This is a genomic window from Paraburkholderia sp. J67 (genome assembly GCF_905220265.1).
In the GTDB taxonomy this organism is placed as follows: Bacteria; Pseudomonadota; Gammaproteobacteria; order Burkholderiales; family Burkholderiaceae; genus Paraburkholderia.
On the sequence record NZ_CAJMZK010000013.1, the window covers coordinates 84,523 to 108,222 of the forward strand.

At 64.3% G+C, this 23,700-nt stretch carries 25 protein-coding genes; 3 read left to right on the plus strand and 22 right to left on the minus strand.

The features are described from left to right. Positions 1-25: 25 nt before the first annotated feature. The 3 genes from efp (at position 26) to U5782_RS22965 (ending at position 2,871) form a co-directional block, all read left to right on the plus strand. Positions 26-583 carry an elongation factor P gene (efp, locus tag U5782_RS22955; protein WP_322046176.1) on the plus strand — a complete coding sequence of 186 codons (558 nt, stop codon included), beginning with the start codon at positions 26-28 and terminating at the stop codon, positions 581-583. A 284-nt stretch (positions 584-867) separates the two neighbouring features. Then, entirely contained in the window at positions 868-1,080 is a 213-nt protein-coding gene (locus tag U5782_RS22960) for a CsbD family protein (protein ID WP_322046177.1), read from the plus strand. Positions 1,081-1,485: 405 nt separating this feature from the next. Next, positions 1,486-2,871, plus strand: coding sequence for a sigma-54 dependent transcriptional regulator (locus tag U5782_RS22965; protein WP_322046178.1), 1,386 nt, complete (start codon positions 1,486-1,488; stop codon positions 2,869-2,871). 102 nt (positions 2,872-2,973) lie between these two features. On the opposite strand, the gene nagZ is transcribed toward U5782_RS22965, so the two are convergent. From nagZ to U5782_RS23075, 22 genes are all read right to left on the minus strand, one after another. Beyond that, the gene (gene nagZ / locus U5782_RS22970; RefSeq protein WP_322046179.1) at positions 2,974-4,014 is read right to left on the minus strand and encodes a beta-N-acetylhexosaminidase; all 1,041 of its coding nucleotides are present in this window, start codon (positions 4,012-4,014) and stop codon (positions 2,974-2,976) included. Positions 4,015-4,086: 72 nt separating this feature from the next. Continuing rightward, on the minus strand, positions 4,087-4,494 hold the full coding sequence (gene acpS, locus U5782_RS22975) for a holo-ACP synthase (RefSeq protein ID WP_322046180.1): 408 nt from the start codon (positions 4,492-4,494) through the stop codon (positions 4,087-4,089). 58 nt (positions 4,495-4,552) lie between these two features. After that, complete coding sequence (gene pdxJ, locus U5782_RS22980; RefSeq protein WP_322046181.1) at positions 4,553-5,320, minus strand: pyridoxine 5'-phosphate synthase; 768 nt, start codon at positions 5,318-5,320, stop codon at positions 4,553-4,555. Then, a complete protein-coding gene (recO, locus tag U5782_RS22985) occupies positions 5,317-6,342 on the minus strand; it encodes a DNA repair protein RecO (RefSeq protein WP_322046182.1) in 1,026 nt (341 codons plus the stop codon). Before recO ends, pdxJ begins: the two co-directional genes overlap by 4 nt. Positions 6,343-6,385: 43 nt before the next feature. Next, positions 6,386-7,291, minus strand: coding sequence for a GTPase Era (gene era, locus U5782_RS22990; RefSeq protein WP_322046183.1), 906 nt, complete (start codon positions 7,289-7,291; stop codon positions 6,386-6,388). A gap of 54 nt (positions 7,292-7,345) precedes the next feature. After that, a complete protein-coding gene (gene rnc, locus U5782_RS22995; RefSeq protein ID WP_322046184.1) occupies positions 7,346-8,497 on the minus strand; it encodes a ribonuclease III in 1,152 nt (383 codons plus the stop codon). A gap of 153 nt (positions 8,498-8,650) precedes the next feature. Continuing rightward, positions 8,651-9,547 carry a signal peptidase I gene (lepB, locus tag U5782_RS23000; RefSeq protein WP_322046185.1) on the minus strand — a complete coding sequence of 299 codons (897 nt, stop codon included), beginning with the start codon at positions 9,545-9,547 and terminating at the stop codon, positions 8,651-8,653. Between the two features lie 21 nt (positions 9,548-9,568). Then, positions 9,569-11,362 carry a translation elongation factor 4 gene (gene lepA, locus U5782_RS23005; protein ID WP_322046186.1) on the minus strand — a complete coding sequence of 598 codons (1,794 nt, stop codon included), beginning with the start codon at positions 11,360-11,362 and terminating at the stop codon, positions 9,569-9,571. A 209-nt stretch (positions 11,363-11,571) separates the two neighbouring features. Beyond that, a complete protein-coding gene (locus tag U5782_RS23010) occupies positions 11,572-11,898 on the minus strand; it encodes a glutaredoxin family protein (protein WP_322046269.1) in 327 nt (108 codons plus the stop codon). Positions 11,899-11,934: 36 nt separating this feature from the next. Then, positions 11,935-13,464 (minus strand): DegQ family serine endoprotease, encoded by a 1,530-nt coding sequence (locus tag U5782_RS23015; RefSeq protein ID WP_322046187.1) that lies wholly within the window; start codon positions 13,462-13,464, stop codon positions 11,935-11,937. 20 nt (positions 13,465-13,484) lie between these two features. Continuing rightward, entirely contained in the window at positions 13,485-14,555 is a 1,071-nt protein-coding gene (locus U5782_RS23020) for a MucB/RseB C-terminal domain-containing protein (RefSeq protein ID WP_322046188.1), read from the minus strand. A 5-nt stretch (positions 14,556-14,560) separates the two neighbouring features. Beyond that, positions 14,561-15,220 carry a sigma-E factor negative regulatory protein gene (locus U5782_RS23025; protein WP_322046189.1) on the minus strand — a complete coding sequence of 220 codons (660 nt, stop codon included), beginning with the start codon at positions 15,218-15,220 and terminating at the stop codon, positions 14,561-14,563. Between the two features lie 85 nt (positions 15,221-15,305). Further along, entirely contained in the window at positions 15,306-15,905 is a 600-nt protein-coding gene (gene rpoE, locus U5782_RS23030) for an RNA polymerase sigma factor RpoE (RefSeq protein ID WP_027795258.1), read from the minus strand. 224 nt (positions 15,906-16,129) lie between these two features. Then, a complete protein-coding gene (locus tag U5782_RS23035; RefSeq protein ID WP_415914385.1) occupies positions 16,130-16,501 on the minus strand; it encodes a hypothetical protein in 372 nt (123 codons plus the stop codon). A gap of 150 nt (positions 16,502-16,651) precedes the next feature. Next, entirely contained in the window at positions 16,652-17,893 is a 1,242-nt protein-coding gene (gene fabF, locus U5782_RS23040) for a beta-ketoacyl-ACP synthase II (protein ID WP_321843203.1), read from the minus strand. A gap of 190 nt (positions 17,894-18,083) precedes the next feature. Then, on the minus strand, positions 18,084-18,323 hold the full coding sequence (acpP, locus tag U5782_RS23045) for an acyl carrier protein (protein WP_014897657.1): 240 nt from the start codon (positions 18,321-18,323) through the stop codon (positions 18,084-18,086). Positions 18,324-18,492: 169 nt separating this feature from the next. Next, the gene (gene fabG, locus U5782_RS23050; RefSeq protein ID WP_167058998.1) at positions 18,493-19,242 is read right to left on the minus strand and encodes a 3-oxoacyl-ACP reductase FabG; all 750 of its coding nucleotides are present in this window, start codon (positions 19,240-19,242) and stop codon (positions 18,493-18,495) included. Positions 19,243-19,272: 30 nt separating this feature from the next. Further along, positions 19,273-20,211: an ACP S-malonyltransferase gene (gene fabD / locus U5782_RS23055; RefSeq protein ID WP_322046191.1), complete on the minus strand. Its 939-nt coding sequence runs from the start codon at positions 20,209-20,211 to the stop codon at positions 19,273-19,275. Positions 20,212-20,364: 153 nt separating this feature from the next. Next, on the minus strand, positions 20,365-21,354 hold the full coding sequence (locus U5782_RS23060; protein ID WP_322046192.1) for a beta-ketoacyl-ACP synthase III: 990 nt from the start codon (positions 21,352-21,354) through the stop codon (positions 20,365-20,367). Beyond that, on the minus strand, positions 21,354-22,526 hold the full coding sequence (gene plsX / locus U5782_RS23065; protein ID WP_322046193.1) for a phosphate acyltransferase PlsX: 1,173 nt from the start codon (positions 22,524-22,526) through the stop codon (positions 21,354-21,356). The genes U5782_RS23060 and plsX overlap by 1 nt, the downstream gene beginning before the upstream one ends. 153 nt (positions 22,527-22,679) lie before the next feature. Next, positions 22,680-22,859, minus strand: coding sequence for a 50S ribosomal protein L32 (gene rpmF, locus U5782_RS23070; protein WP_018441573.1), 180 nt, complete (start codon positions 22,857-22,859; stop codon positions 22,680-22,682). A gap of 141 nt (positions 22,860-23,000) precedes the next feature. Then, on the minus strand, positions 23,001-23,618 hold the full coding sequence (locus U5782_RS23075; RefSeq protein WP_322046194.1) for a DUF177 domain-containing protein: 618 nt from the start codon (positions 23,616-23,618) through the stop codon (positions 23,001-23,003). Between the last annotated feature and the right edge of the window lie 82 nt (positions 23,619-23,700).

Sequence of the window (23,700 nt, forward strand, 5' to 3'; positions counted from 1 at the left end):
TTTAATCTGGACAGGACAGTTTTTTATGAAGACCGCACAGGAACTCCGCGTCGGCAACGTCGTGATGATCGGCAGCGACGCAATGGTCGTGCAAAAGGCCGAGTACAACAAATCGGGCCGTAACTCCGCCGTCGTCAAGATGAAGTTCAAGAACCTGCTGACCGGCGCAGGCATGGAAACCGTGTACAAGGCCGACGACAAGTTCGAAGTCGTGGTGCTCGATCGCAAGGAAGTGACGTACTCGTACTTCGCCGACCCGATGTACGTGTTCATGGACGCCGACTACAACCAGTACGAAGTCGAAGGCGAGATGATGGGCGACGCCCTGAACTACCTCGAAGACGGCATGGCATGTGAAGTCGTGTTCTACAACGAGAAGGCCATCTCGGTCGAACTGCCGACCGTGCTCGTGCGCGAAATCATCTACACGGAACCGGCTGTCAAGGGCGACACGTCGTCGGGCAAGGTGCTGAAGAGCGCCAAGCTGCACACCGGTTTCGAGCTGCAAGTGCCGCTGTTCTGCAACATCGGCGACAAGATCGAAATCGACACGCGTACCAACGAGTACCGCAGCCGCGCGTAAGGCGCGAGGCGGCGCTCGACGCGCCGCGCGGCCGCGCGTAAGCAGCCGCAACGCGAATTTCCATGCGTGGCGGATGCAATCGTAAAAGCGCCCCTCGGGGCGCTTTTTCTTTTTTTCCCGAGCGTGTATGTTTGTGACTGCATGGGAAAACCTTACCGGTTTTGCGCACGCGCAAAATTGCCGCACATCGCTGCGGCAAGGCAAGGCACCCATGGCACGGTTCCTGCTGGTTTTGTTTCGAGATAGCGCGCAAGCGCCCTTCCACCGAAACCAGGAGAGACACGATGAACAACGACATCGCTACAGGCAAGTGGAAGCAGTTGATCGGCAAGGCCAAGGCCGCATGGGGTGAGCTGACGGACGACGAACTCACCAAAGCCGAAGGACACGCTGATCGGCTCGCCGGATTGATCCAGGAACGTTACGGCAAGACGCGTGACGAGGCGGAACTGGAAGTCCGGCGCTGGTTCGATGCCCACCGCCCGTTCGACGATTGACGAGGGCGGTGACAGCAGCATCAGAAAGCATCTATCAAGGCGATCCGCGGCGGCTCCAGCCGGCTGCCGACGGATCTCCAGCAGCATGGGGGTAGTACCCCGAGCGTCGCATTACGCGGCGTTGTCGGGTCTGCGCGTAAGCACGGCGCGACTGGCTTGCGCGCGCAGGATTCGAAAAATCATTCGAAGAACGCCGCAGCCAGTGGAGTCTGCATCGCGCCAATCTGGGGAGGACCGGAGCTGAACAATCTGACTCGAGACACGCAAGTGATCTCGGTGACCACTTCCGTATCGTGCCGCGCCCTGACGCGTCGCCACGTTGCGCCTGTCGCCTTTGGCCGGGACAGCGCGAGCACTGGCACGTCCATCGGGCCGCATTGCGCCCATCCGTAAGCCGCTTCCGCCATGCCACACGCCCTGATTGTCGAAGACGATCCTAATAGCCTGTCAGGCCTTTCCGCTATCCTGGCCGCCGACGGCTTCTCCGTCGATACGGCCGCCACCCTGGCCGACGCGCGCGCCGCTCTGTCGCGCTTCATCCCAGACGTCGTGCTCGTCGACCTGAACCTGCCAGACGGCGGCGGTCTCGAGTTGCTGCCCCACCTGCCCGCCCAACCGCCCGGCGGCGCGTTGCCCGTCATCGTGATGACCGGCAACGCGACGGTCGAAAGCGCGATCGAAGGGCTGCGTCACGGCATCTGGGACTATCTGCTCAAGCCCGTCAATATTCCGCGCCTGCGCAGCCTGCTCGCACGCATTCCGCGGCCATACGAACTGACCGAGGAAGTTCGCACGCTACGCGAGATGTTGCGCACGCTCGGCCGTTTCGGTCCGATGCTCGGGCGCAGCAGTGCGATCCAGCACGTCTACGACGCCATCGAACAACTCGCGCCCACCGAATCCGCGATCCTCGTGCACGGCGAGCCCGGCACCGGCAAGGAAGTCGCGGCGCGCACGCTGCATCAGTTGAGCCGGCGCCGCAAAGGGCCGTTCGTCGTATGCGACGCGCGCGCCGTCGCGGCTGAAGCCGCCAGCGGCCGGCCGCTCGCGAGCATCCTGTTCGGCCACGAGCGCGGTGCGTTCAACGGCGCCGACCAACGCGAGCCGGGTCTCGTCGACCACGCAAGCGGCGGCACCCTCTTCATCGACGAGCTCACCGATCTGCCGCGCATGCAGCAGGAAGCGTTGCTGCGCGCACTCGACTCGCAGACCTTCATGCGCGTGGGCGGCAACAGCGAAGTGGGCACCGATTTCCGCCTCATCGCGGCCACGCGCGCCGTGCCGCGCGACGCGGTCCAGCAAGGCGTGCTGCACGAGGATCTGTGGCTGCGTCTGGACGCCGCCTCGCTGCAACTGCCGCCGCTGCGCGAGCGTGAGGAAGACGCGGCGCTGCTGGCCGCGGCCTGCGTCGACGAGCTCAATCTCGAAGCCCATGCGCGCGGCCTGACCGGCACGACGCGGCTCGTGGCGCCCTCGTTCGTGCGCGAATGCCTGGCCTACGACTGGCCCGGCAACGTACGCGAGTTGCAGGAGCGCGTGAAGCGTGCGTGGCATGCGTCGGGCGACATCGTCGAAACGTTGCAGGCGGAGGAAAGCAGTGGCGCGTCCGCGCGCGACATGAACGGCGGCCGCGTGCAGGTGACGGTCGGCACGCCGCTCGCCGACGTCGAGGAAATGCTGATCCGCGCCACGCTCGACGCCGTGGGCGGCACGCGCCATCGCGCGGCGTCGCTGCTCGGCATCAGTCCGAAGACGCTTTATAACAAGCTGCAACGGATGCGCTTGAACTAAGCATCGGCAAGCTGAGCGCAAAAAAACGGCGGCCCCTTCGTGCATGAAGGGGCCGCCGTTCTCTTTTTCAGGCTGGCGTCAATGCGTCCGAATCGCCGCCGCTCAGGGCATCACGCTGCGCAACAACGCCTGGGCGGAGAGATACGCCGGATCGGCCACGAGCTTGTCCCAGCGCAGCGCCTTGCCGCGACCGCGCAGTTTCCCGATGCGCTTCGCCGAAGCCTTGCGCTCGCGCGACGGCTCCTCGGTACGCAGCGCGTCGAGCACCTTCTCGGCCTCGTGCGGCTGGTTGCAGATCAACACCATGTCGCAGCCCGCTTCGAGCGCCGCGCGGGCGCCTTCGGTCAGCGTGCCGCCCTGGCGCGCGGCCTCCATCGACAGATCGTCGCTGAAGATCGCGCCGGTGAAACGCAGGCGCTCGCGCAGGATCTCCTGGACCCAGACGCGCGAGAAGCCGGCCGGCTTCGCGTCGACCTTCGGATAGATCACGTGGCCGGGCATGGCCGCCGCGAGCGACAGACCGAGCCAGTCGTAAGGTTGCGCATCCTCGCCGAGAATCGATTCGAGCGGACGCTCGTCCACCGGCACCGCGACATGCGAGTCGGCGGTCGCGAAGCCGTGTCCCGGAAAGTGCTTGCCGCAGTTCGCCATGCCCGCAAGCGCGAGGCCGTGATTCAGGCTCTTGGCGAGCAGCGTGACGACGCGCGGATCGCGATGGAACGCGCGGTCGCCCACCACCTTCGACTGGCCGTAGCCCAGATCGAGCACGGGCGTGAAGGACAGGTCGATGCCGCACGCGCGCAATTCGGCGGCGAGGATATAGCCGACCGAGGTCGCCAGCTTGGTCGCGAGCAGGACGTCCTTGTCCCACAGCGCGCCGATACGGCCCATCGCGGGCAGTACGGTGAAACCGTCGGTGCGAAAGCGCTGCACACGACCGCCTTCGTGGTCGACGGCGATCAGCAGATCGTCGCGCACGGCGCGGATCGCATCGGTGAGCGCGACGAGCTGCGCGCGATTCTCGTAGTGGCGCGCAAACAGGATCACGCCGCCGGTGGAGGGATGCGCGAGACGGCGCACGTCGTCATCGTTGAGCGTCGTGCCGACCACGTCGAGCATGACCGGTCCGGGGATTCTCTTCATCGATCAATCGAGCGTTATGGACGTTATGAACACGCACGGCGCCTTCAGCGGCCATGCGCGACGGAAGGGAATTCAGCGCAGGGGCTGGTCGGTTTCGGCGATCACGAACGAGACGGCGTAGTCGCGTTCGTCGGTGATCGTCACCTGCGTGGTGATGCCGCGCTCTTCGAGCCAGAGCGCGAGGTCGCCCGAGGCCACCATATAAGGCTTGCCGCCGGGCGCGTTGAGGGTCTGCACGCCGCGCCAGGTCATCGGCGTGTGGATGCCCAGGCCAATCGCCTTAGAGAACGCTTCCTTCGCGGAGAAACGCGTGCACAGGTAGGCGAGTCCTCGCACCTCGGAACGCGCCTTACGCGCCTCGTACACCTTGAACTCTTCAGGGCCGAGGATGCGCTCGGCGAAGCGTCCGCCGGTGCGTTCCATCGTCGCCGCGACGCGGCTGATCTGGATGATGTCGGTGCCGATGCCGTATATCGCCATGCGTTCCTCGTCGTTTGTTCTGCCGCGCGTGCAGTGAAAGCGAAATGCCTGGCCGCGCTCAGCCGCGCGTGGCTGCGAGACGCGCGGCGACCATGATCGCCTTCATCTCGCGCACCGCGTTCTCCCAGCCCGCGAAGATCGCGTGCCCGACCACGGCATGACCGATATTGAGTTCGTGGATGCCTTCGATGGCGGCGATCGGCTGCACGTTCGTGTAGTGCAGGCCGTGGCCCGCGTTCACCTTGAGGCCGAGGCCCAGACCACAGTTCACGCCCGCGACCACGCGCTCGTATTCGCGCTGCTGCTCGGCGGCTTCGTGCGCCTCGGCGTAACGGCCCGTGTGCAGTTCGATCACCGGCGCGCCCGCTTCGTGCGCGGCGCGGATCTGCGTCTCGTCCGGGTCGATGAAGAGCGACACGCGGATGCCCGCATCGGCGAGTTGACGGCAAGCGGCAGCGACGGCCTCGAACTGGCCCGCCACGTCGAGACCGCCTTCGGTCGTCAGTTCTTCGCGCTTTTCGGGCACGAGGCAGACATCGTGCGGCTTGATCTCGCAGGCGATGTCGAGCATTTCGGCCGTCACCGCGCATTCGAGATTCATGCGCGTCTTGAGCAGCGGGCGCAGGTTGCGCACGTCCGCGTCGACGATGTGACGGCGATCCTCGCGCAGATGCAGCGTGATCGCGTCGGCGCCCGCTTCTTCGGCGAGCAGCGCCGCGCGGATCGGATCGGGATAGGACGTGCCGCGCGCGTTGCGCAGCGTGGCGACGTGGTCGATGTTGATGCCGAGGTCGATCACGTTGGGCGAAGTCAGGAAGAAGCTCATAGGTTCTGCAGGTCGATCAGGATCTGGCGCGTCGCGAGCGGCGTGCCGCCAAGGTAAGTGTTCAGCAGGAAACGCATCAGCGCCTTGCTCTGCGCGACGGTCTGGGGTCGATGGTAATCGTCCTCTTCCATGTCGAGCAATGTCTGGCCGGACAAGACCGGCCAAAGAGCTGGCCATTCGTCCGATGCCTCGCGCACGCCGCGCTCGGGATCGAACACGTAGCGGCCTTCGGCCACCACGGTCTTGCGGTTGACGGTGCGGTTGAGCGCGAGCGCGTAGCCGGTCTCGCGCAGCAGCACGCGCTCGAACGAGCGCAGCACCTGCACGGGCGGCTCGTCGTGTGCGAGGCGCGTCATGGTGACGACGTAATGGCGAAAGAGCGACGGATGCGGGTCTTCTCGCGCGCAGAACTTCACCATCAGTTCGTTGACGTAGAAGCCGCACAGGAGCGCGTCGCCCGTGAGCGGCAGCATGCCGCCCACCCATTCGGCGCCGGTCAACGTGCGCACTTCGCCCTTGCCGGTCCACGACAAGGCGAGCGGCTGGAAGGTTTGCAGCACGCCGCGCAACGCGGAGTGCGGACGCTTGGCGCCCTTCGCGACCAGCGCGACGCGGCCATGATCGCGCGACAGCACGTCGATGATCAGGCTGGTTTCGCGGTACGGGTAGCTGTGCAGCACGAAAGCGGGCTGCTCGGACACGCGATAGTCGGGGGTCGAGCTGCGCGTTGCGCGCGGCAGTTGCGAACGTGCGGTGGTCTTGCGCGGCGTGGGTCGGCGCTCGAGCGTGGCGTCGGCGCCTTCGGACATGTCGCGCTCGCTCGACGCCGATGACGCCGAGGGGCGCGCGCGGCGGCTGCGCGCTGGCGTGCCGCTCGTGCCGCTCGTGCCGCCGGTCGAACGACGTGCGCGCACAGCACCGCCGCCGGGCGCTTCGAAGTCGGCGTCAGCGTCGACGTCCGCGGCGCTCGCGTCGGGCGCGGGCCAGTCGTCGTTCAGGGTTCCGGCTTCGCCGTCACTCATGCCCGCTCACTCGCACCTTGAGATTGCTGTCGCTGGCTGCCGATTACTCGTAGCCGTAGGCGCGCAGGCCCGCTTCGTTGTCGGCCCAGCCGCTCTTCACCTTCACGAAGGTTTCGAGATACACGGGACCGTCGAAGAGCTTTTCCATGTCGAGGCGCGCCTCGGTGCTGATCTGCTTGAGCTTGGCGCCCTTCTGGCCGATCACCATGGCTTTCTGCGTATCGCGCTCGACGAGGATGGTCGCGAAAATGCGGCGCAGACGGCCTTCCTGCTCGAATTTCTCGATGATCACCGTGCTCGTATACGGCAGTTCGTCGCCAGTCCAGCGGAACACTTTTTCGCGCAGGATTTCGGCGGCGAGGAAGCGCTCGCTGCGATCGGTCAGGTCGTCTTCGCCGTAGATCGGCTCGCCTTCGGGCAGGTACGGCTTGAGCGTCACCAACAGACGCTTGATATCGTCCGCATTCTTGGCCGACAGCGGCACGATCTCGCGGAATTCGCGCAGCTTCTGCACTTCCTGGATAAACGGATAAAGCGTGGCCTTGTCGTTCACCTGATCGATCTTGTTGGCGATCAGGATCGTGGGCGCGCCCGGCGGAATCAGGTCGAGCACCTTCTGGTCGTCGGGGCCGAACTTGCCCGCTTCGATCACGAACAGCACGGCGTCGACAGAACTCAGCGTCGAGGTCACGGCGCGGTTCAGCGAGCGGTTGAGCGCCGTGCTATGGCGCGTCTGGAAGCCCGGCGTATCGACGAAGACGTACTGTGCGTCTTCAGTCGTGTTGATGCCGGTGATGCGGTGGCGCGTAGTCTGCGCCTTGCGCGAGGTGATGCTGATCTTCTGGCCGACGAGCGCGTTCATCAGCGTGGATTTGCCGACGTTCGGACGGCCGACGATCGCGACCATGCCGCAGCGGAAACCGGCAGGAGTGGAAATAGGTGCGTTCATGATCGGACCGGAGAAATAAAACGGGGCGCGCGCGGACCGCGCACCCGGGTGGAATCAGTGGCCGGCGTCGGCGGCGCGCACCGGCACGGCCGCGCCGATGTCGCTGCTCGCCTCGGCCGGGCCGGACGATGCGTTAGACGACGAGTCGCCCTGCGCACCATGTTGCGTACCGTGCTGTGAACCATGCTGTGATTCGCGATTGCGCGACGCGCGCGGCGCGATCGACGCGGCGGACGGCACGCCGTCGAGCTTGTCGATGGCGGGCTTTTCAGCGGCTTTTTCGGATGCCGGGCGCTCGCTTTTATCGGCGCCCTTTTCCTGCACGTGTGCCGCGCGAATCAGTGCAAGCGGCGCGGTATCGGCAGGCGTTGCAGCCGACGTGGCCGCGTGGGCCGGACGCTCGCCGCGCGCACGGCGCTCCGGCGAGCGCAGATCGAGCGCGCCCTGCACGCCTGTCACGCCCGGCACGACCTCTACCTCGACCTTGGGCGCGCGCGCGCCCTTCGAACGGCGCGGCTTGGTCACCAGTGCGGGCGCAGCGGCCATCACCTCGTCAAGCGCCTTCTTTGCGGCGGCCTGCTCGGCTGCACGACGGCTCGCACCCGCCCCCGACACCTTCACGTCGAGCTTGGGTACCGTGCATTCGACTTCGAATTGCTGATTGTGCGCCGCACCATGCGTCGCTACGACCGTGTAGGTCGGCAGCGCGATCTTGTGGCCTTGCAGATACTCCTGCAACAGCGTCTTGGCATCCTTGCCGAGCGTGCGCGGGTCGATGTGATCGAGGATCGGCACGTAGAGACGCTTGATGACGGTCTGGGCGGCGTCGAAACCGCCGTCGAGGAAGACCGCACCAAAGATCGCTTCGAGCGCGTCCGCGAGAATCGACGGCCGGCGGAAGCCGCCGCTGCGCAACTCGCCTTCGCCTAGGCGCAGGCCATCGGCAATATTCAGGGCCTGAGCGATCTCGTAAAGCGACTGTTGCTTGACCAGATTCGCGCGCACGCGCGAGAGGTCGCCTTCGTCCAGCTTGCCAAAACGTTGGAACAATAGGGCCGCCACCGCGCAATTCAGAACCGAATCACCGAGGAATTCGAGGCGTTCGTTATGCGTGGCACTGTGACTGCGGTGGGTGAGAGCCTGGCGCAACAATTCCGCATTGCGAAATTCGTAGCGCAAACGGCTTTCCAACGGAGATTGGGGCATGGGGAGAGTATAACGCGCCCGCCGCCCCCAGCGAAAACGCGGGGCGGCGGGCGAAAAAGCATGAAGAAGCGGCGTTGCCGCAGGTTCTTCAAGTCACGCGAAAAATGCGCGACGCGTATCGAAATGCTCGACACGCGTTCATCGCCTGTTGCGTTACTCGAACGAACCGATGCGCTTCAGACTGCTGAAGTTCATCCAGATGAAGAAGGCACGGCCAACGATGTTCGCGTCGGGCACGAAGCCCCAGTAGCGGCTGTCCGCACTGTTGTCGCGGTTGTCGCCCATCATGAAGTAATGGCCCGGCGGCACCTTGCAGATCTCGCCGCGTGCGTTGTACTGGCAGTTGTCGCGATACGGATAATCGTCCGCGCCAACGACGAACGGCGGCACCGCGGGATTGTTCAGGATGTTGTTCGTGCGGCCGTTGCCGAGATCTTCCGTGAACTGCTTCGCGTAGCCGATGCGCTCTTCGTCGAAGTAATCGGCCTGCGGCGTTTCAGGCACCGGCTTGCCGTTGATCGTCAGCTGCTTGTCCTGATACGCGACCACGTCGCCCGGCAGGCCGATCACACGCTTGATGTAGTCGACCGACTCGTCCTTCGGATAACGGAACACCACCACGTCGCCACGCTCGAGCGGACGGCCCTGCGTGATCTTCGTGTTGGTGATCGGCAGGCGGATGCCGTAGTCGAACTTGTTCACGAGGATGAAGTCGCCCACCAGCAGCGTCGGCACCATCGAGCCCGACGGAATCTTGAACGGCTCCACGACGAACGAACGCACGAGGAACACGACCAGGATGACCGGGAAAAAGCTTGCCGTGTACTCGAGCCACCACGGTTGGCGCAGCTTCTCGTTACGCAGGTTCTGACGCGTGACGGGAGCGTTCTCGTCGGCGAAACGCTCGCCTACCCGCTGCTGCTGCCGGTCGAACTCGGCGACGGCCGCATCGGCGGCGAGGCGCCGGCGCGGCATGAAAACCAGCTTGTCTGCAACCCACGCGATGCCCGTCAAAACGACGAGCACAAAAAGGATCAGCGCAAAATTCATGTAGTGGTCCGTTGTTCGGGCTTATTTGTCTTCGACGCGCAGAATCGCAAGGAAGGCTTCCTGCGGAATTTCCACGGTACCAACCTGCTTCATCCGCTTCTTGCCTTCCTTCTGCTTCTCGAGGAGCTTCTTCTTACGCGAGATATCGCCGCCGTAACACTTGGCCAGCACGTTCTTGCGCAGTGCCTTGATGTTTTCGCGCGCAATGATGTGCGCGCCGATCGCAGCCTGAATCGCCACGTCGTACATCTGGCGCGGAATGATCTCGCGCATCTTCGCCGCGACTTCACGGCCGCGATACTGCGACTGCGAACGGTGCACGATGATGGACAGCGCGTCGACCTTCTCGCTGTTGATCAGCATGTCGACCTTCACGACGTCCGCGTTGCGATATTCCTTGAACTCGTAGTCCATCGAGGCATAGCCGCGCGACACCGACTTCAGACGGTCGAAGAAGTCGAGCACGATTTCCGCCATCGGGATTTCGTACGTGAGCTGCACCTGACGGCCGTGGTACTGCATGTTGATCTGGCTGCCGCGCTTCTGCGTACAGAGCGTGATCACCGAACCCACATAGTCCTGCGGCATGTACAGGTTGACCGTGACGATCGGCTCGCGGATTTCGGCGATCCGCGAGGGCTCCGGCATCTTCGCCGGGTTCTCGACCTTGATCAGCGTGCCGTCCATCTGCACGACTTCGTACACCACGGTCGGAGCCGTGGTGATGAGGTCCATGTCGAACTCGCGCTCGAGACGCTCCTGCACGATCTCCATGTGCAGAAGGCCCAGGAAGCCGCAGCGGAAGCCGAAGCCCAGCGCCTGCGAGACTTCCGGCTCGTACTGGAGCGAGGCGTCGTTGAGCTTGAGCTTTTCGAGCGATTCGCGCAGTGCGTCGTACTGGTTCGCCTCGACCGGATACAGGCCCGCGAACACCTGCGGCTTCACTTCCTTGAAGCCCGGCAGCGGTTCGGTAGCAGGCCGGTTCACGAGCGTGACGGTGTCGCCCACCTTGGTGGCGGCGAGTTCCTTGATGCCCGCAATGATGAAGCCCACCTGACCCGCCGACAGCGATTCCAGGTTGCGCGACTTCGGCGAGAACACGCCAACGTGCTCGACCGGATACTGCGCGCCGGTGGCCATCAGCTTGATCTTGTCCTTCGGACGCAGCGTACCGTTGACGATACGCACGAGCATGACCACGCCGACGTAGTTGTCGAACCACGAGTCGATGATGAGCGCCTGCAACGGCGCTTCCGGATCGCCCTTGGGCGGTGGCACCTTGGCGATGAGCGATTCGAGCACGTCTTCCACGCCGAGGCCGGTCTTCGCACTGCAGTGCGTGGCGTCGGTCGCGTCGATGCCGATCACGTCCTCGATTTCGGCGATGGCGTTCTCGGGGTTCGCGGCGGGCAGGTCGATCTTGTTGAGCACCGGCACCACTTCGACGCCGAGCTCGATCGCCGTGTAGCAGTTCGCCACGGTCTGCGCCTCGACGCCCTGGCTGGCATCGACCACAAGCAGTGCGCCTTCGCATGCGGACAGCGAGCGGCTGACCTCGTAGGAGAAGTCGACGTGGCCCGGCGTGTCGATCAGGTTCAGGTTGTAGACCTTGCCATCGCGCGCCTTGTAGCTGAGCGCGGCGGTCTGCGCCTTGATCGTGATGCCGCGCTCACGCTCGAGATCCATCGAGTCGAGCACCTGCGATTCCATTTCGCGGTCGGACAGGCCACCGCACAGCTGGATGATGCGATCGGCGAGCGTCGACTTGCCATGGTCGATGTGCGCAATGATCGAGAAGTTACGAATATGATCCATTCAGTACCGATCAAGCGAAAAAGGCGCGCCCCAACGACAAGCTGGGCACGCCTCGTAAACAGATGAAAAACCGAGCTATTTTAGCCGAAAAGGGGTGTCAAGGGCGACCCGCGCGGTGAAGACATTTGGGTGTCGTCGCGCGGGCGCCCTGTTACAGCCGGATTACCGGCGAATATTGGACCCCTAAACAGCTACCTGGCAGGACGTCGTCAGGTTCCGCTCGGCGGCTTTTGGGGCACGTAAGGCGCTTCGGCGCTCAGTCCCAGCGTGGCGCGCACGCGCGCCTCGTCAAGGTGGTAATGGCACAGTTCGATGCCGTCACAGACCAGCACCGGCACCAGTTCGTCATAGCGCGCGACGAGTTCAGGGTCGGAATCGACATCGATCACGTCGAGGCGCGCGCCCGCCGCCACGGCGAGCGGTTCGAGCGCCTCGCGCATGGCCTCGCACAGATGGCACCACGCCCGGCCATACAGCACCAGATGCGCGCTCGCGCGCGCCACCGCGCGCGGCTGGGTGGCGGTCGAGGTACGCATGGGCGTGTTGGGCATGATGCTGGCTCGCCTCCCGGCTTACTTCTGGCCGGCGCTACGCGGGCGGATCGGCACGAACTGCGTGTTGTCGCCGCGGCGCACCAGGATCGCGACCATCTTCTGCGGGTCCAGGTGCGAGCTGACTTCCTGGAACTGCTTGGCGTTCGTGATATCGGTGTCGCCCACGCGCAGGATGATGTCGCCCTTTTGCAGACCCGCACGCGCTGCGGGACCGTCCACCGAATCGACCACCACGCCGCCCTTGAGCTTGAGCTGGCCGAGCTGGTCAGCCGGGATATCCGTCACCGACAGACCCAGCGCATTCGCCGGACGCGGCTTCGGCTCGGGCGCCTTCTTCTGGTCGGCCTTCGTGCCCTTGTCCGTTTGCATTTCGGCGATCGAGATCGGCAGATCGCGCGTCTGGCCCTTGCGCCAGATGGTCACGGTTGCCTTCGAGCCCGGCTTGGTGTCGCCTACCATCCGCGGCAGATCGGTCGCGGTGTCGACCGACTGGCCATTGAACTTCAGGATGATGTCGCCCGGCTGGATGCCCGCCTTGTCGGCCGGGCCGCCCGGCTCGACGCTCGACACCAGCGCGCCCTGCGCCTTGGGCAGGCCGAGCGAATCGGCCACGTCCTTGGTCACCTCGCCGATCGCCACGGCAATACGGCCGCGCGTGACCTTGCCCGTGGTCTTGAGCTGATCCGCCACGCGCATCGCTTCGTCGATAGGAATCGCGAACGAGATGCCCATGAAGCCGCCCGTGCGGCTGTAGATCTGCGAGTTGATGCCGATCACCTCGCCCTGCATGTTGATGAGCGGGCCGCCCGAATTGCCGGGGTTCACGGCCACGTCTGTCTGGATGAACGGCAGGTAGTCGCCGGTGTCGCGCCCCTTGGCGCTCACGATGCCTGCGGTCACGGTGTTTTCGAGGCCGAACGGCGAACCGATCGCCACGACCCACTCGCCCACGCGCACCTTGTTCGAATCGCCGACGGTCACGGCCGGCAGATTGTTCGCCTGGATCTTGACCACAGCCACATCGGTGCGATCGTCAACGCCGATGAGCTTGGCCTTGAATTCGCGCTTGTCGGTGAGCGTGACGTAGATGCTGTCGGCGTCGTCCACGACGTGGGCGTTGGTCATCACGTAGCCGTCGCCCGTCATGATGAAGCCCGAGCCGACGCCGCTGTTCTGTTCGCCGTCACTGCCGCTGTCCGGGCCGGAATCCTGCCCGCCCTGGCCTCCACCCTGCCCGCCGCGCGGCGTCTGGCCGCCGCCTTGCGGGCCTTGCCCTTGTGGCCCTTGCGGCAACGGAATGCCGAAGAAGCGGCGGAAAAATTCCGACATGTCGCCGTTATCCATCCCCGGCGGCAAGCCGCCGCCCTGCGAAAGCGTCACGCGCGTGGTGGTGCGGATATTGACCACCGACGGCCCCACTTTATCCACGAGGTCGGTGAAGTCCGGCAAATTGGCGGCTGGCGCAGCCATTGCCACATGCGGGGCGAACGGCAGGCACACCGTCACCACCGCGGCCGCGAAGAATTTGCGCAGCGGGAGGATCGTCATATCGAAATCGGCCGTAGGAGTTACTTGGGAGCCTTGTATTCTATGGCAGACGCAAATTGCTGCAACGTGGCCTGGGGCACTTCGCCGAGCAATGTGATCCAGTAGTCGCCATTGCGCTTTACGAGCACGTGCGTGGCGCCGTTGCTGCCCGCACCTTCCTTGCGGCTGTTGTGTTCGACAGGCTCGACGAACACGGACACGGCCGAGAGACCATCCGAGAACACGGCCTGATCGACCGGAATGGGCGGCTCGTTCGCGTCGCGCGCAGCCATCGGGCGGCGCAATTCGCGGATCTTGCTGAAGCCCGGCACGCTCTGCGCGAACGTCCAGCCCTGGGCTTCCATATCGACGCTTTGCAACGGCGGGCGCACCACGGTCCAGCCGGCCGTATTGCGCATGCCGGCCACGATCGGCGCCTTGTCCACCGGCACGCCGATACTCACCTGCGTGAACGACAACTGCTGGAGCACCTGGCCAGTCGACGGATCGAGCGTCTGCGATCGCAGCAGCAGACCCGTTTTGGCGTCGGCCCACAGCTTGTAGGCGAAACGGTAGGCGTCCTTGGGATCGAGTTCGATGACCTGGCTGTCGATGCCGGCCACGCGATCCGTGCCAAGCATCTTCGGGTCATACACGGTCAGCACCTGGTCGCCGCTCGTGGCCACCAGCGCCGGGAAAGCATCCTTGTTCTGGCGCTTTTCGACGACGCAGAGCTTGCGCTCGGGCACGAAGGTGTAGAGATCGTCGTTGTGACGCAGCATCTTGCGCGGCTTGCCGTCGAGACTTTCAAGCTGCTCGAACTCGCCGTCGCTCTTCGTCGCGTAATGCGTGATGCGCGACGACTGCACGAAGTTGCCGCGCTGATAGACGAAGGTGCCGATGTAATTTTGCTGCTGCGCGGCCTGCTGGATGCGGTCGAGCCATTGCGCAGCGGCCTGGCGCGTGGCCGGGTCCGCAGCGGAAGCAGCCGACGCACCTTGCGCGTGTGCACGCGTGGCAACAGACAGAGCGGTGAACATAACGGCTGCACAGCACAGCAATGCCGGCAACCGTCCCCAGAATGTATTTTTATTCAACCGCAATGTCTGCATCAGACTCACTGGCCTTGCGTGGTAAGGGCGGCAGAGCGGATCAGCGGCATCGAATCCGACATGACCGGCTGCTGCGCGAACTGCTGGTGCGCTTCGAGATAGGCATCCAGACGCGCGTCGCGGATGATATTGCCGTCCTGAACGGCAGCCGTCTGCACGGGCACGGCGTTCATGGCCACACGCTGTACGTTGTCGCCCGCGGGCTGCACGGCGGCGAGTTGCGAGCCGCCGGCCATGCCGACGCTGTGCATCTGCGGCATGACGATCCACGTGAGCGTGGCAGCCGCGGCGGCCACGGCCAGCGACGGCATCACGCGGCGGCGCAGCGACAGGATGCGCGCGACGCGGCCATTATGCGTGCTTGCGACAGCACCGGCGGCCACGGCGGCGGGCGCCAGCACGTGCGGCTCCGCTTCCAGGCGCGCGGCGAAACCCGCCATGAACGACTGGCTCGCGGCCGGGCTCATCGCCAGGTCGTCCGAGCGCAGTGCGTCGCCGATCAGGTGATACGCCGACCAGGCCTTGCGGTCCTCGTCGACGAATCCAGAAAGAATTGCGTTCAGATGCGCCTGCGTGTCGACCTCAGCGGCGAATTCACCGTCGACAAAGGCAGACAAACGCTCGCCGTGCGAGCTTGACACCGATTGCATCGAAACCGACCCCATGATGCTCCCCATTTTCTTACAGAGCCCCGCAGTGACACACTCACTCTAATGACTTGCGTCCGTGCCCGGCGCGAGCGTGGCTTTTTTACCAGCGCTTGCCTTCCGGTGTGTCCAGCAGCGGACGCAATTTTGCCGCAATGGCTTCGCGAGCGCGGAAAATTCTCGATCTGACGGTGCCAATCGGGCAGCCCATCATTTCGGCAATTTCCTCGTAGCTCAAACCTTCAATTTCCCGAAGAGTAATGGCGGTACGCAGCTCTTCCGGTAAAACCGCCATCGCAGCATTGACCGTCTGGGCGATCTGCTTGCTCATCAACATCGACTCGGGCGTGTTGATATCCCTTAGTTGATCGGCGTCCGAGAAAGTTTCAGCTTCTTCTGCATCTGCTTCGGTCGACGTAGGGGCTCGTCTTCCCTGGGTCGCAAGGTAGTTCTTCGCCGTATTGACCGCAATCCGGTACAACCACGTATAGAAAGCGGATTCGCCACGGAATTGCGGCAACGCCCGATACGCCTTGATGAAGGCGTCCTGGGCCACGTCCTCGACCTCCGCGGGGTCCCGCACGAGGCGCGATATCAGGCGGATGATCTTGCGGTGGTACTTGGAGACCAGCAGTTCGAACGCGGCCTTGTCACCTTTTTGCACGCGCTCGACCAGTACCTGGTCAATTTCTTTTTCGCTCACCTGAAAAGTCCGTTAGCTCATGAAGTGGACGCGGGGCCTCATTGTAGCGTCACCGCCACGGCACCACGTTACGCGCGTTACAGCGGTTACAGTCTTTACAGCGCACCGCTGGAGGTGGAACAGAGCTAAATGGGGACGCCGTGACAAATGGCAAGTGCCGGCAAGAGCCTGAATCAGGCTGGCGCGCAAAAAGCCGCTGGATTCAGTTGGGACTCAGTTGGGATTTAGCGCCCGGATGCGCTGCGTGCGGCGACGGCGAGCACGCGAAACGACTCGGCATCGACCGAATCGGCGGCAATGAGCACGCTGCGGCGGCGAGCGCCCGCCTGCACGACGAGCGAGAGTAACGCCCCGCCCCACTGCGCAGCGCCGATCAAGCGGCCATCCACGAGACAAGTGCCCGAGCGGGCAAAAGCGGCAAAGCGATCCGTGCCGATCTCGATGAAAGCCGGTTGCGCGCGACGCCAGCCCACATAGGCCAGGCCACTCGCCGCACCCAAAGCGAGTACCGGCGGCAACGCCCGCCAGACGCCGAGCCACGGCGCGAGCGTCGTGTAGAAGGCCGCCAGAGCGATCAGAACACCAGCAAGGAGCACTGCCTGCAACGCCCAGGACGGGCGCAAGGCGATACGCGGCGCTGGGACGCGACGCGTAGGGGAATGTGAATCGCGGCCGCCCGGTGCATGCAACTGCACCGGCGCGGCCGCGGTGTCGCTCGAGGCGATCACGTCAGGCCCGCTAGAGGCTTAGGCGTGACGCTTGAAGACGAGCGTGCCGTTCGTGCCACCGAAGCCGAACGAGTTCTTCAGCGCGACGTCGATCTTCATGTCCCGCGCGGTGTTCGCGCAGTAGTCCAGGTCGCAAGCCGGATCCTGGTTGAAGATGTTGATCGTCGGCGGCGAGATCTGGTTGTGCACGGCGAGCACCGTGAACACCGACTCCAGACCGCCCGCGCCACCCAGCAAGTGACCCGTCATCGACTTCGTCGAGTTCACGACGATGTTCTTTGCGTGGTCGCCGAAAGCGCGCTTGATCGCCGTGGTTTCCGCCAGGTCGCCGAGCGGCGTCGAGGTGCCGTGGGCGCTCAGCCAGTTCACTTCGTTGGCATTCACGCCGGCGTTCTTCATCGCCGCCAGCATGCAGCGGCGTGCGCCGTCGCCGTCTTCCAGCGGAGCGGTCATGTGATAAGCATCACCGCTCATGCCGTAGCCGCCGATTTCCGCGTAGATTTTCGCGCCGCGCGCCTTCGCGTGTTCGTACTCTTCGAGCACCATCACGCCTGCGCCTTCGCCGAGCACGAAACCGTCACGGTCCTTGTCCCACGGACGGCTGGCCGTTGCCGGATCGTCGTTACGCTGCGAGAGCGCACGCGCCGCCGCAAAGCCGCCGATACCGAGCGGCGACACGGTCGATTCCGCGCCACCCGCGATCATCACGTCGCAGTCGCCGTATTCGATCAGACGCGACGCTTCGCCGATGCAGTGCAGACCGGTCGTGCACGCCGTGACCATCGACAGGTTCGGGCCTTTGAGGCCGAACTTGATCGACAGATGGCCGGAGATCATGTTGATGATCGAAGCCGGCACGAAGAACGGCGAAATGCGGCGCGGGCCGCGGTTGAGCAGCTCGGTTTGCGTGACTTCGATCATCGGCAGACCGCCGATGCCCGAGCCCACGTTCACGCCGATGCGCTCTGCGTTGGCTTCGGTGACTTCGAGGCCACTGTCCTTGAGCGCCTGCATGCCCGCAGCGATGCCGAAATGGATGAACGTATCCATATGGCGCGCTTCTTTCGCCGGCATGTAGTCTTCGACGTTGAAGCCCTTCACTTCGCCCGCGAAGCGGGTCGAGAAGTTCGTCGCATCGAACTTCGTGATGTTGGCAATGCCCGACTTCCCGGCGACCAGATTGGCCCAGCCGTCGGCAACATTATTGCCAACAGGCGAAATCAGCCCCAGGCCTGTAACAACAACTCGACGGCGGCTCACGGTAACCCCTTTTCCATAGATGACAAAAACAAAAGCCACAGAGGCCACAGGAAATGCTCCTGTGAGCCCTGTGGCTAGTTGACCGGCAGATGCCTCGCAGCGAGTGCGGCGGCCGTACGCGGTTTCACGGGCGAGCGTCCTTGTGGGCCAGCGGCGCGCGCAATGCGCGCACGGCCCTCAGGGAGAAGGCTTAGGCCTTGACGTTCGCGCGAGCGTAGTCGATCGCTTGCTGGACCGTCGTGATCTTCTCGGCTTCCTCGTCCGGGATTTCCATGCCGAATTCGTCTTCGAGGGCCATCACCAGTTCGACGGTGTCGAGCGAGTCTGCGCCCAGATCGTTCACGAACGAAGCTTCGGTCTTGATTTCAGCTTCGGCGACGCCCAGTTGTTCGGCGACGATCTTCTTGACGCGCTGTTCGATGTTGTCCATTACCCCTCCAAGGGAAAAAAGTTAGCTCATGAATGCGAGTGCGCGCATTTTATCAGGTTTGACCTGGCAGAAAAGTAGCGCACCCGCGGTTCCGGAACGGCTGCCCGCGCCCACGCCTAACGAATCATTTCGTTGGACGCTTCAAGGCGCGGATAGTACCTGAATCCGGTTAAGACATATACATGCCGCCGTTCACGTGCATCGTCGTGCCCGTGATATAGCCCGCCTGCGGCGAGGCCAGGAAAGCCACCGCGTGAGCGATGTCTTCCGGGCTGCCCAGACGTCCCAGCGGAATCTGCTGCTTGAGCGCAGCCTGTTGCTCGGCCGGCAGATCCTTGGTCATGTCGGTATCGATGAAGCCCGGCGCCACGCAGTTCACCGTGATGCCGCGACTGCCGATCTCGCGTGCCAGCGCGCGCGTCATGCCTGCGACACCGGCCTTGGCCGCCGCGTAGTTGGCCTGACCCGGGTTTCCCGACGAGCCGACCACCGACGTGATGTTGATGATGCGGCCGCCCTTGGCCTTCATCATCGGGCGCAGCACCGCGCGCGAGAGGCGGAACACCGACTTCAGGTTGGTGTCGATGACCGAATCCCACTCGTCGTCTTTCATGCGCATCGCCAGGTTGTCCTGCGTGATGCCTGCATTGTTGACGAGGATCGCGAGTGCGCCGAATTCCTTGACCGTTGCGTCGATGAGCGCTTCTGCCGCAGCGGCGTCGTTGACGTTGAGCACCGCGCCGCGGCCCTTCACGCCCGCCTCTTCAAAGGCAGCCGTGATGGCTTGCGCGCCCGCTTCGCTAGTCGCCGTACCGATCACCGTCGCGCCCTGGCGCGCCAGTTCCAGCGCGATCGCACGGCCGATGCCACGCGAGGCGCCGGTCACGATTGCGGCTTGATTGTCGAGAGTCTTTTCCATCGTTCGAATCCGTTGCGAGTTATGCGCGAATTACGCGTTGAAGAGCGCGAGCGTCTCTTCGAGCGACTTCGGATCGGCCACCGAAGCGCCGACCAGATTGCCGTCGATGCGCTTCGTGAGGCCCGCGAGCACCTTGCCCGGACCGCACTCGATCACATGCGTCGCGCCTTGCGCGCCGATCGCCTTCACACACTCGACCCAGCGCACCGGACCGGCTGCCTGACGCACGAGCGCGTCGCGAATCTTCGCGGGATCGGTTTCGAACGCCACGTCGACGTTGTTGACGACCGGAATGACCGGCGCGTTCAACGTGACGCTCGCGAGGTACTCGCGCAATTGGTCCGAAGCCGGCTTGAGCAGCGACGAGTGGAACGGCGCCGACACCGGCAGCGCCAGTGCGCGCTTCGCGCCCTTCGCCTTGGCGACTTCGCAGGCCTTCTCGACCGCGGCCTTGTGACCGGCGATCACGACTTGCGCCGGCGCGTTGAAATTGACGGCTTCGACCACGCCGCCGCTTGCCGCAGCCGCTTCGGCGCACACTGCGCGCACGGTGTCGTCGTCGAGGCCGAGCACGGCGGCCATGCCGCCCTCGCCCACCGGCACTGCGTTTTGCATCGCCTGGGCGCGAAAACGCACGAGCGGCACAGCGTCGCGGAACGCGAGCACGCCCGCAGCGACGAGCGCCGTGTATTCGCCGAGGCTATGGCCCGCGACGATGGACGGAGCCGGGCCGCCTGCCTGCTGCCACGCGCGATAGACGGCGTAGGCGGCCGTGAGCATGACCGGTTGCGTGTTGGTGGTGAGATTGAGCTCTTCCGCCGGGCCTTCGGCGATCAGCTTGCCGATGTCCTGGCCCAGCGCGTCGGACGCTTCCTGCAACGTCTCGCGCACGATGGCGTTGTCGGCGAAGGCGTCGAGCATGCCGACGGCCTGCGAGCCCTGGCCCGGAAAAACGAATGCGAATTTCATGACTTCCCCAAAATTCGGTCAAAACAGATGGGCGATGCGCTCAGGTGAACCGCCACGGGCCGATTCGCCGCCAACCCGCCGTGGAGGCGAGCGGCTGACGACGACGGCCGGCGCGGCGGGAGCGCGAAAGCCCGCTCGAAAATCAGTAGCGGATCAATACCGGATGACGGAGGCGCCCCAGGTGAAACCGCCGCCCACGCCTTCGATCAGCACGTTCTGGCCACGCTTGATGCGGCCATCGCGCACCGCGACGTCGAATGCGAGCGGAATCGAAGCCGCCGAGGTGTTGCCGTGCTCGCCCACCGTGACGACCATGCGCTCCGCGGGCAGGCCGAGCTTGCGGCAAGTGCCCTGCATGATGCGGATGTTGGCCTGGTGCGGAATCAGCCAGTCGATCTGGTCAGCCGTGAGCTGCGCCTTCTCGAGCGCTTCGTGCGCGACCTTCTCCAGCACGTTCACGGCAAGCTTGAACACCGCCTGGCCGTCCATGTGCAGGAACGCGTTGCCGGCGATCACGCCGCCGTTCACGTTGCCCGGCGTGCACAGAATGTGTGCGTAGCTGCCGTCCGCGTGCAGTGCGCTCGCGAGCACGCCCGGCTCTTCCGAGGCCTGCATCACGATCGCGCCCGCGCCGTCACCGAACAACACGCAAGTCGTGCGGTCGTTGAAGTCGAGGATGCGCGAGAAGGTTTCTGCGCCCACCACCAGCGCCGTCTTGTGCTGGCCGCTGCGGATCAGGCTGTCGGCCACCGAAACGGCGTACGCGAAGCCCGAGCACACGGCCTGCACGTCGAACGCCGCGCCGTGATTGCGGATGCCGAGCTTGTTCTGCAACAGGCAGGCGGTGCTCGGAAACACGAAATCGGGCGTCGAGGTGGCGACGATGATGAGGTCGATGGCCTGCGGATCGACGTCGGCGGCGGCAATCGCGCGCTGCGATGCAGCAAGCGCGAGATCGCTCGTGGTGACGTCCGGCGCCGCGAAATGGCGCGCGTGGATGCCCGTGCGGGCGACGATCCACTCGTCGCTCGTCTCGACGCCTTTCGCTGCAAGGCGCTCGGCCAGATCCTGGTTGGTGACGCGCTCAGGCGGAAGGAAGCTGCCCGTGCCGAGCACGCGGGAATAGAGAGTCGATTGAGCCATTATGCCTTCGAGGATGATGCCTTCGAGCTGGGTGCCGTGGCGGGCGGAGTGTCGTCCGCCGCCTGACCGGTAGCGCCCGCGGCCGGGCTGTCGGGAGTCGCCGACGCGGCAGCGCCGTTCGGGCCGCCGGCCATGCCATGCTGGCTGCCAGCCGCCTGTTCGAACGAACCGGCGTTGTCTTCCATGGCGCGGGCAAGACGCTCCAGCACGCCATTTTTGACGGCATCATACCCGCGATTGATCGCACACTCAAACGCGTAGGCATCGGCCGAGCCGTGGCTCTTGATGACGAGGCTCTTCAGGCCGAGCAGCGCCGCACCGTTGTACTGGCGGTGATCGACGCGTTTCTTGAAGCGCATGAGCACCGGCAAGGCGGCGATCGCCATGAGCTTCGTGAGCCACGAGCGGCCGAACTCTTCCTTGATCATGTCGTTGAGCATCTGCGCGAGGCCCTCCGACGTCTTGAGCGCGACGTTGCCGACAAAACCGTCACAGACGATCACGTCGACACTACCCTTGTAGATGTCGTTGCCTTCGACATTGCCGCGGAAATTCAGCGTGCTCGCGCGCAGCAGTTCGCCAGCGCGCTTGATGGTCTCGTTACCCTTGATAACTTCTTCGCCGATGTTCAGGAGACCGATGGTCGGGCGCTCCTTGCCTTCGAGCGCGGCGACGAGCGCGTGGCCCATCTCGGCGAATTGCAGCAGATGCTGAGGTTCGCAATCGACGTTCGCGCCGAGGTCGAGCATCGTCGTGTAGCCGCGCGGATTGGGCAGCGCGAAGGCGATGGCCGGTCGTTCGATGCCGGGCAGCGTCTTGAGGACATAACGCGAGACAGCCATCAGCGCGCCGGTGTTACCGGCAGACACGCAGGCCTGTGCCTCGCCCTCTTTGACGCGATTGAGCGCGACGCGCATCGACGAGTCTTTCTTCTTGCGAAGCGCGACTTCGACCGGATCGTCCATTTCGACGACCTCGGTGGCGGGAACGACGGAAAGTGCGGGGAGGTCCTGCGCCTTGAGCTTCTTGAGCTGGGCGCGGATCGCCGTCTCGATGCCCACGAGCTGCAAATGCGCGTCGGGGTGTGAGCGGACGAAATGGACTGCGGCGGGCACCGTCACCGACGGGCCGTGGTCGCCTCCCATGCAATCTATCGTGAGCTTAACAGTCATGGAATGCGACGAATTTCAGGCACAAAAAAGCGGCAGTTGAATGCCGCCTTTTTTGCCGAGCCGAACAATGGTCAAGCGAACGGAATCGCCATGTGCGGCGCTGCAAGATAGCCCCAGGAGAACCCGGGGCCGCTGCGCCGCACGCTGGAACGATTAGTCGTTCTTGGTCTTGACGACTTTCTTGCCGCGGTAGTAGCCGTTCGGGCTGATGTGGTGACGCAGATGCACTTCACCCGTGCTCGGCTCGACAGCCAGCGGCGCGCCCGTGAGGAAATCGTGCGAGCGGTGCATGCCGCGCTTCGACGGCGACTTCTTGTTTTGTTGAACTGCCATGATAACTCCTGAAAATTTTCCGAATTCTAACACAGCCCGATCCGGCCGCCGCCACCCAGGGCGGGTAGCCGGACTCCGGGCTCAGGCCCACGTATCTGATACTGCTGACCCTGCGGCCGCCTGATTGCCAGAAACTGGCGCTCAGTGCTTGCTGCCGGGACCGTCCTTCTTGAGCGATTCGAGCGCCGCAAAAGGGTTGATGCGCTCTTCCGTCTCGATCTCCTGCTCCGGCACGTCGTCCACGGAGTCCACGCCGTCCGCGCCATCGGGACCCGAGGCGAGGCTTTCGTGAATTTCCGGACAGACTTCGTGCTTCGGCACGAGCGGCAAGGCGAGCAACAACTCCTCTTCGATCAAGTCGACGAGATCGAAATGGCGCGAGCCTACGATCACTTCGACTTCATCGTCGTCGAGCGGAAACTCGTCCGCCTCTTCTTCCGTCTGGACGATACGGAAGACCGCATCCGCATTGAAGGCCTGCTCGTAGGGAGCGAGGCACCGCTGACACGAGAGCCAGGCGCCGCCGTGGACCACGAGCCGCAGATACGGCTGCGGAGCATGGGTGCCATCATCCTGCAATTCCGGCTGCGTAAAGCCTTCGGCCTGCCATGTGAACGCGGTATCGCGATCGGGCGAGTCGGCCGGGACTTCATTCAATATGCGCGGCAGCTGCGAGATGCGAACCGTGCCGGCGGCATCGCGAGCGCTGCGCGCGAATTCAAAAATATCGATATCGCGTGGGTTAAGCTGTTCGGCCATGTGAACTCTCCTGCTTCAGACATGCGACCTGCAAGCGATGCAAGGCGGTCGACTTGAGCGGCCCCGATCCTGCTGCTTGATC

What these genes read in the sequence shown, in the direction of transcription:
- efp (WP_322046176.1), top strand. Translation starts at nt 26, where the DNA reads ATGAAGACCGCACAGGAACTCCGCGTCGGCAACGTCGTGATGATCGGC.
- U5782_RS22960 (WP_322046177.1), top strand. Translation starts at nt 868, where the DNA reads ATGAACAACGACATCGCTACAGGCAAGTGGAAGCAGTTGATCGGCAAG.
- U5782_RS22965 (WP_322046178.1), top strand. Translation starts at nt 1,486, where the DNA reads ATGCCACACGCCCTGATTGTCGAAGACGATCCTAATAGCCTGTCAGGC.
- nagZ (WP_322046179.1), bottom strand. Translation starts at nt 4,014, where the DNA reads ATGAAGAGAATCCCCGGACCGGTCATGCTCGACGTGGTCGGCACGACG.
- acpS (WP_322046180.1), bottom strand. Translation starts at nt 4,494, where the DNA reads ATGGCGATATACGGCATCGGCACCGACATCATCCAGATCAGCCGCGTC.
- pdxJ (WP_322046181.1), bottom strand. Translation starts at nt 5,320, where the DNA reads ATGAGCTTCTTCCTGACTTCGCCCAACGTGATCGACCTCGGCATCAAC.
- recO (WP_322046182.1), bottom strand. Translation starts at nt 6,342, where the DNA reads ATGAGTGACGGCGAAGCCGGAACCCTGAACGACGACTGGCCCGCGCCC.
- era (WP_322046183.1), bottom strand. Translation starts at nt 7,291, where the DNA reads ATGAACGCACCTATTTCCACTCCTGCCGGTTTCCGCTGCGGCATGGTC.
- rnc (WP_322046184.1), bottom strand. Translation starts at nt 8,497, where the DNA reads ATGCCCCAATCTCCGTTGGAAAGCCGTTTGCGCTACGAATTTCGCAAT.
- lepB (WP_322046185.1), bottom strand. Translation starts at nt 9,547, where the DNA reads ATGAATTTTGCGCTGATCCTTTTTGTGCTCGTCGTTTTGACGGGCATC.
- lepA (WP_322046186.1), bottom strand. Translation starts at nt 11,362, where the DNA reads ATGGATCATATTCGTAACTTCTCGATCATTGCGCACATCGACCATGGC.
- U5782_RS23010 (WP_322046269.1), bottom strand. Translation starts at nt 11,898, where the DNA reads ATGCGTACCTCGACCGCCACCCAGCCGCGCGCGGTGGCGCGCGCGAGC.
- U5782_RS23015 (WP_322046187.1), bottom strand. Translation starts at nt 13,464, where the DNA reads ATGACGATCCTCCCGCTGCGCAAATTCTTCGCGGCCGCGGTGGTGACG.
- U5782_RS23020 (WP_322046188.1), bottom strand. Translation starts at nt 14,555, where the DNA reads ATGCAGACATTGCGGTTGAATAAAAATACATTCTGGGGACGGTTGCCG.
- U5782_RS23025 (WP_322046189.1), bottom strand. Translation starts at nt 15,220, where the DNA reads ATGGGGTCGGTTTCGATGCAATCGGTGTCAAGCTCGCACGGCGAGCGT.
- acpP (WP_014897657.1), bottom strand. Translation starts at nt 18,323, where the DNA reads ATGGACAACATCGAACAGCGCGTCAAGAAGATCGTCGCCGAACAACTG.
- fabG (WP_167058998.1), bottom strand. Translation starts at nt 19,242, where the DNA reads ATGGAAAAGACTCTCGACAATCAAGCCGCAATCGTGACCGGCGCCTCG.
- fabD (WP_322046191.1), bottom strand. Translation starts at nt 20,211, where the DNA reads ATGAAATTCGCATTCGTTTTTCCGGGCCAGGGCTCGCAGGCCGTCGGC.
- U5782_RS23060 (WP_322046192.1), bottom strand. Translation starts at nt 21,354, where the DNA reads ATGGCTCAATCGACTCTCTATTCCCGCGTGCTCGGCACGGGCAGCTTC.
- plsX (WP_322046193.1), bottom strand. Translation starts at nt 22,526, where the DNA reads ATGACTGTTAAGCTCACGATAGATTGCATGGGAGGCGACCACGGCCCG.
- rpmF (WP_018441573.1), bottom strand. Translation starts at nt 22,859, where the DNA reads ATGGCAGTTCAACAAAACAAGAAGTCGCCGTCGAAGCGCGGCATGCAC.
- U5782_RS23075 (WP_322046194.1), bottom strand. Translation starts at nt 23,618, where the DNA reads ATGGCCGAACAGCTTAACCCACGCGATATCGATATTTTTGAATTCGCG.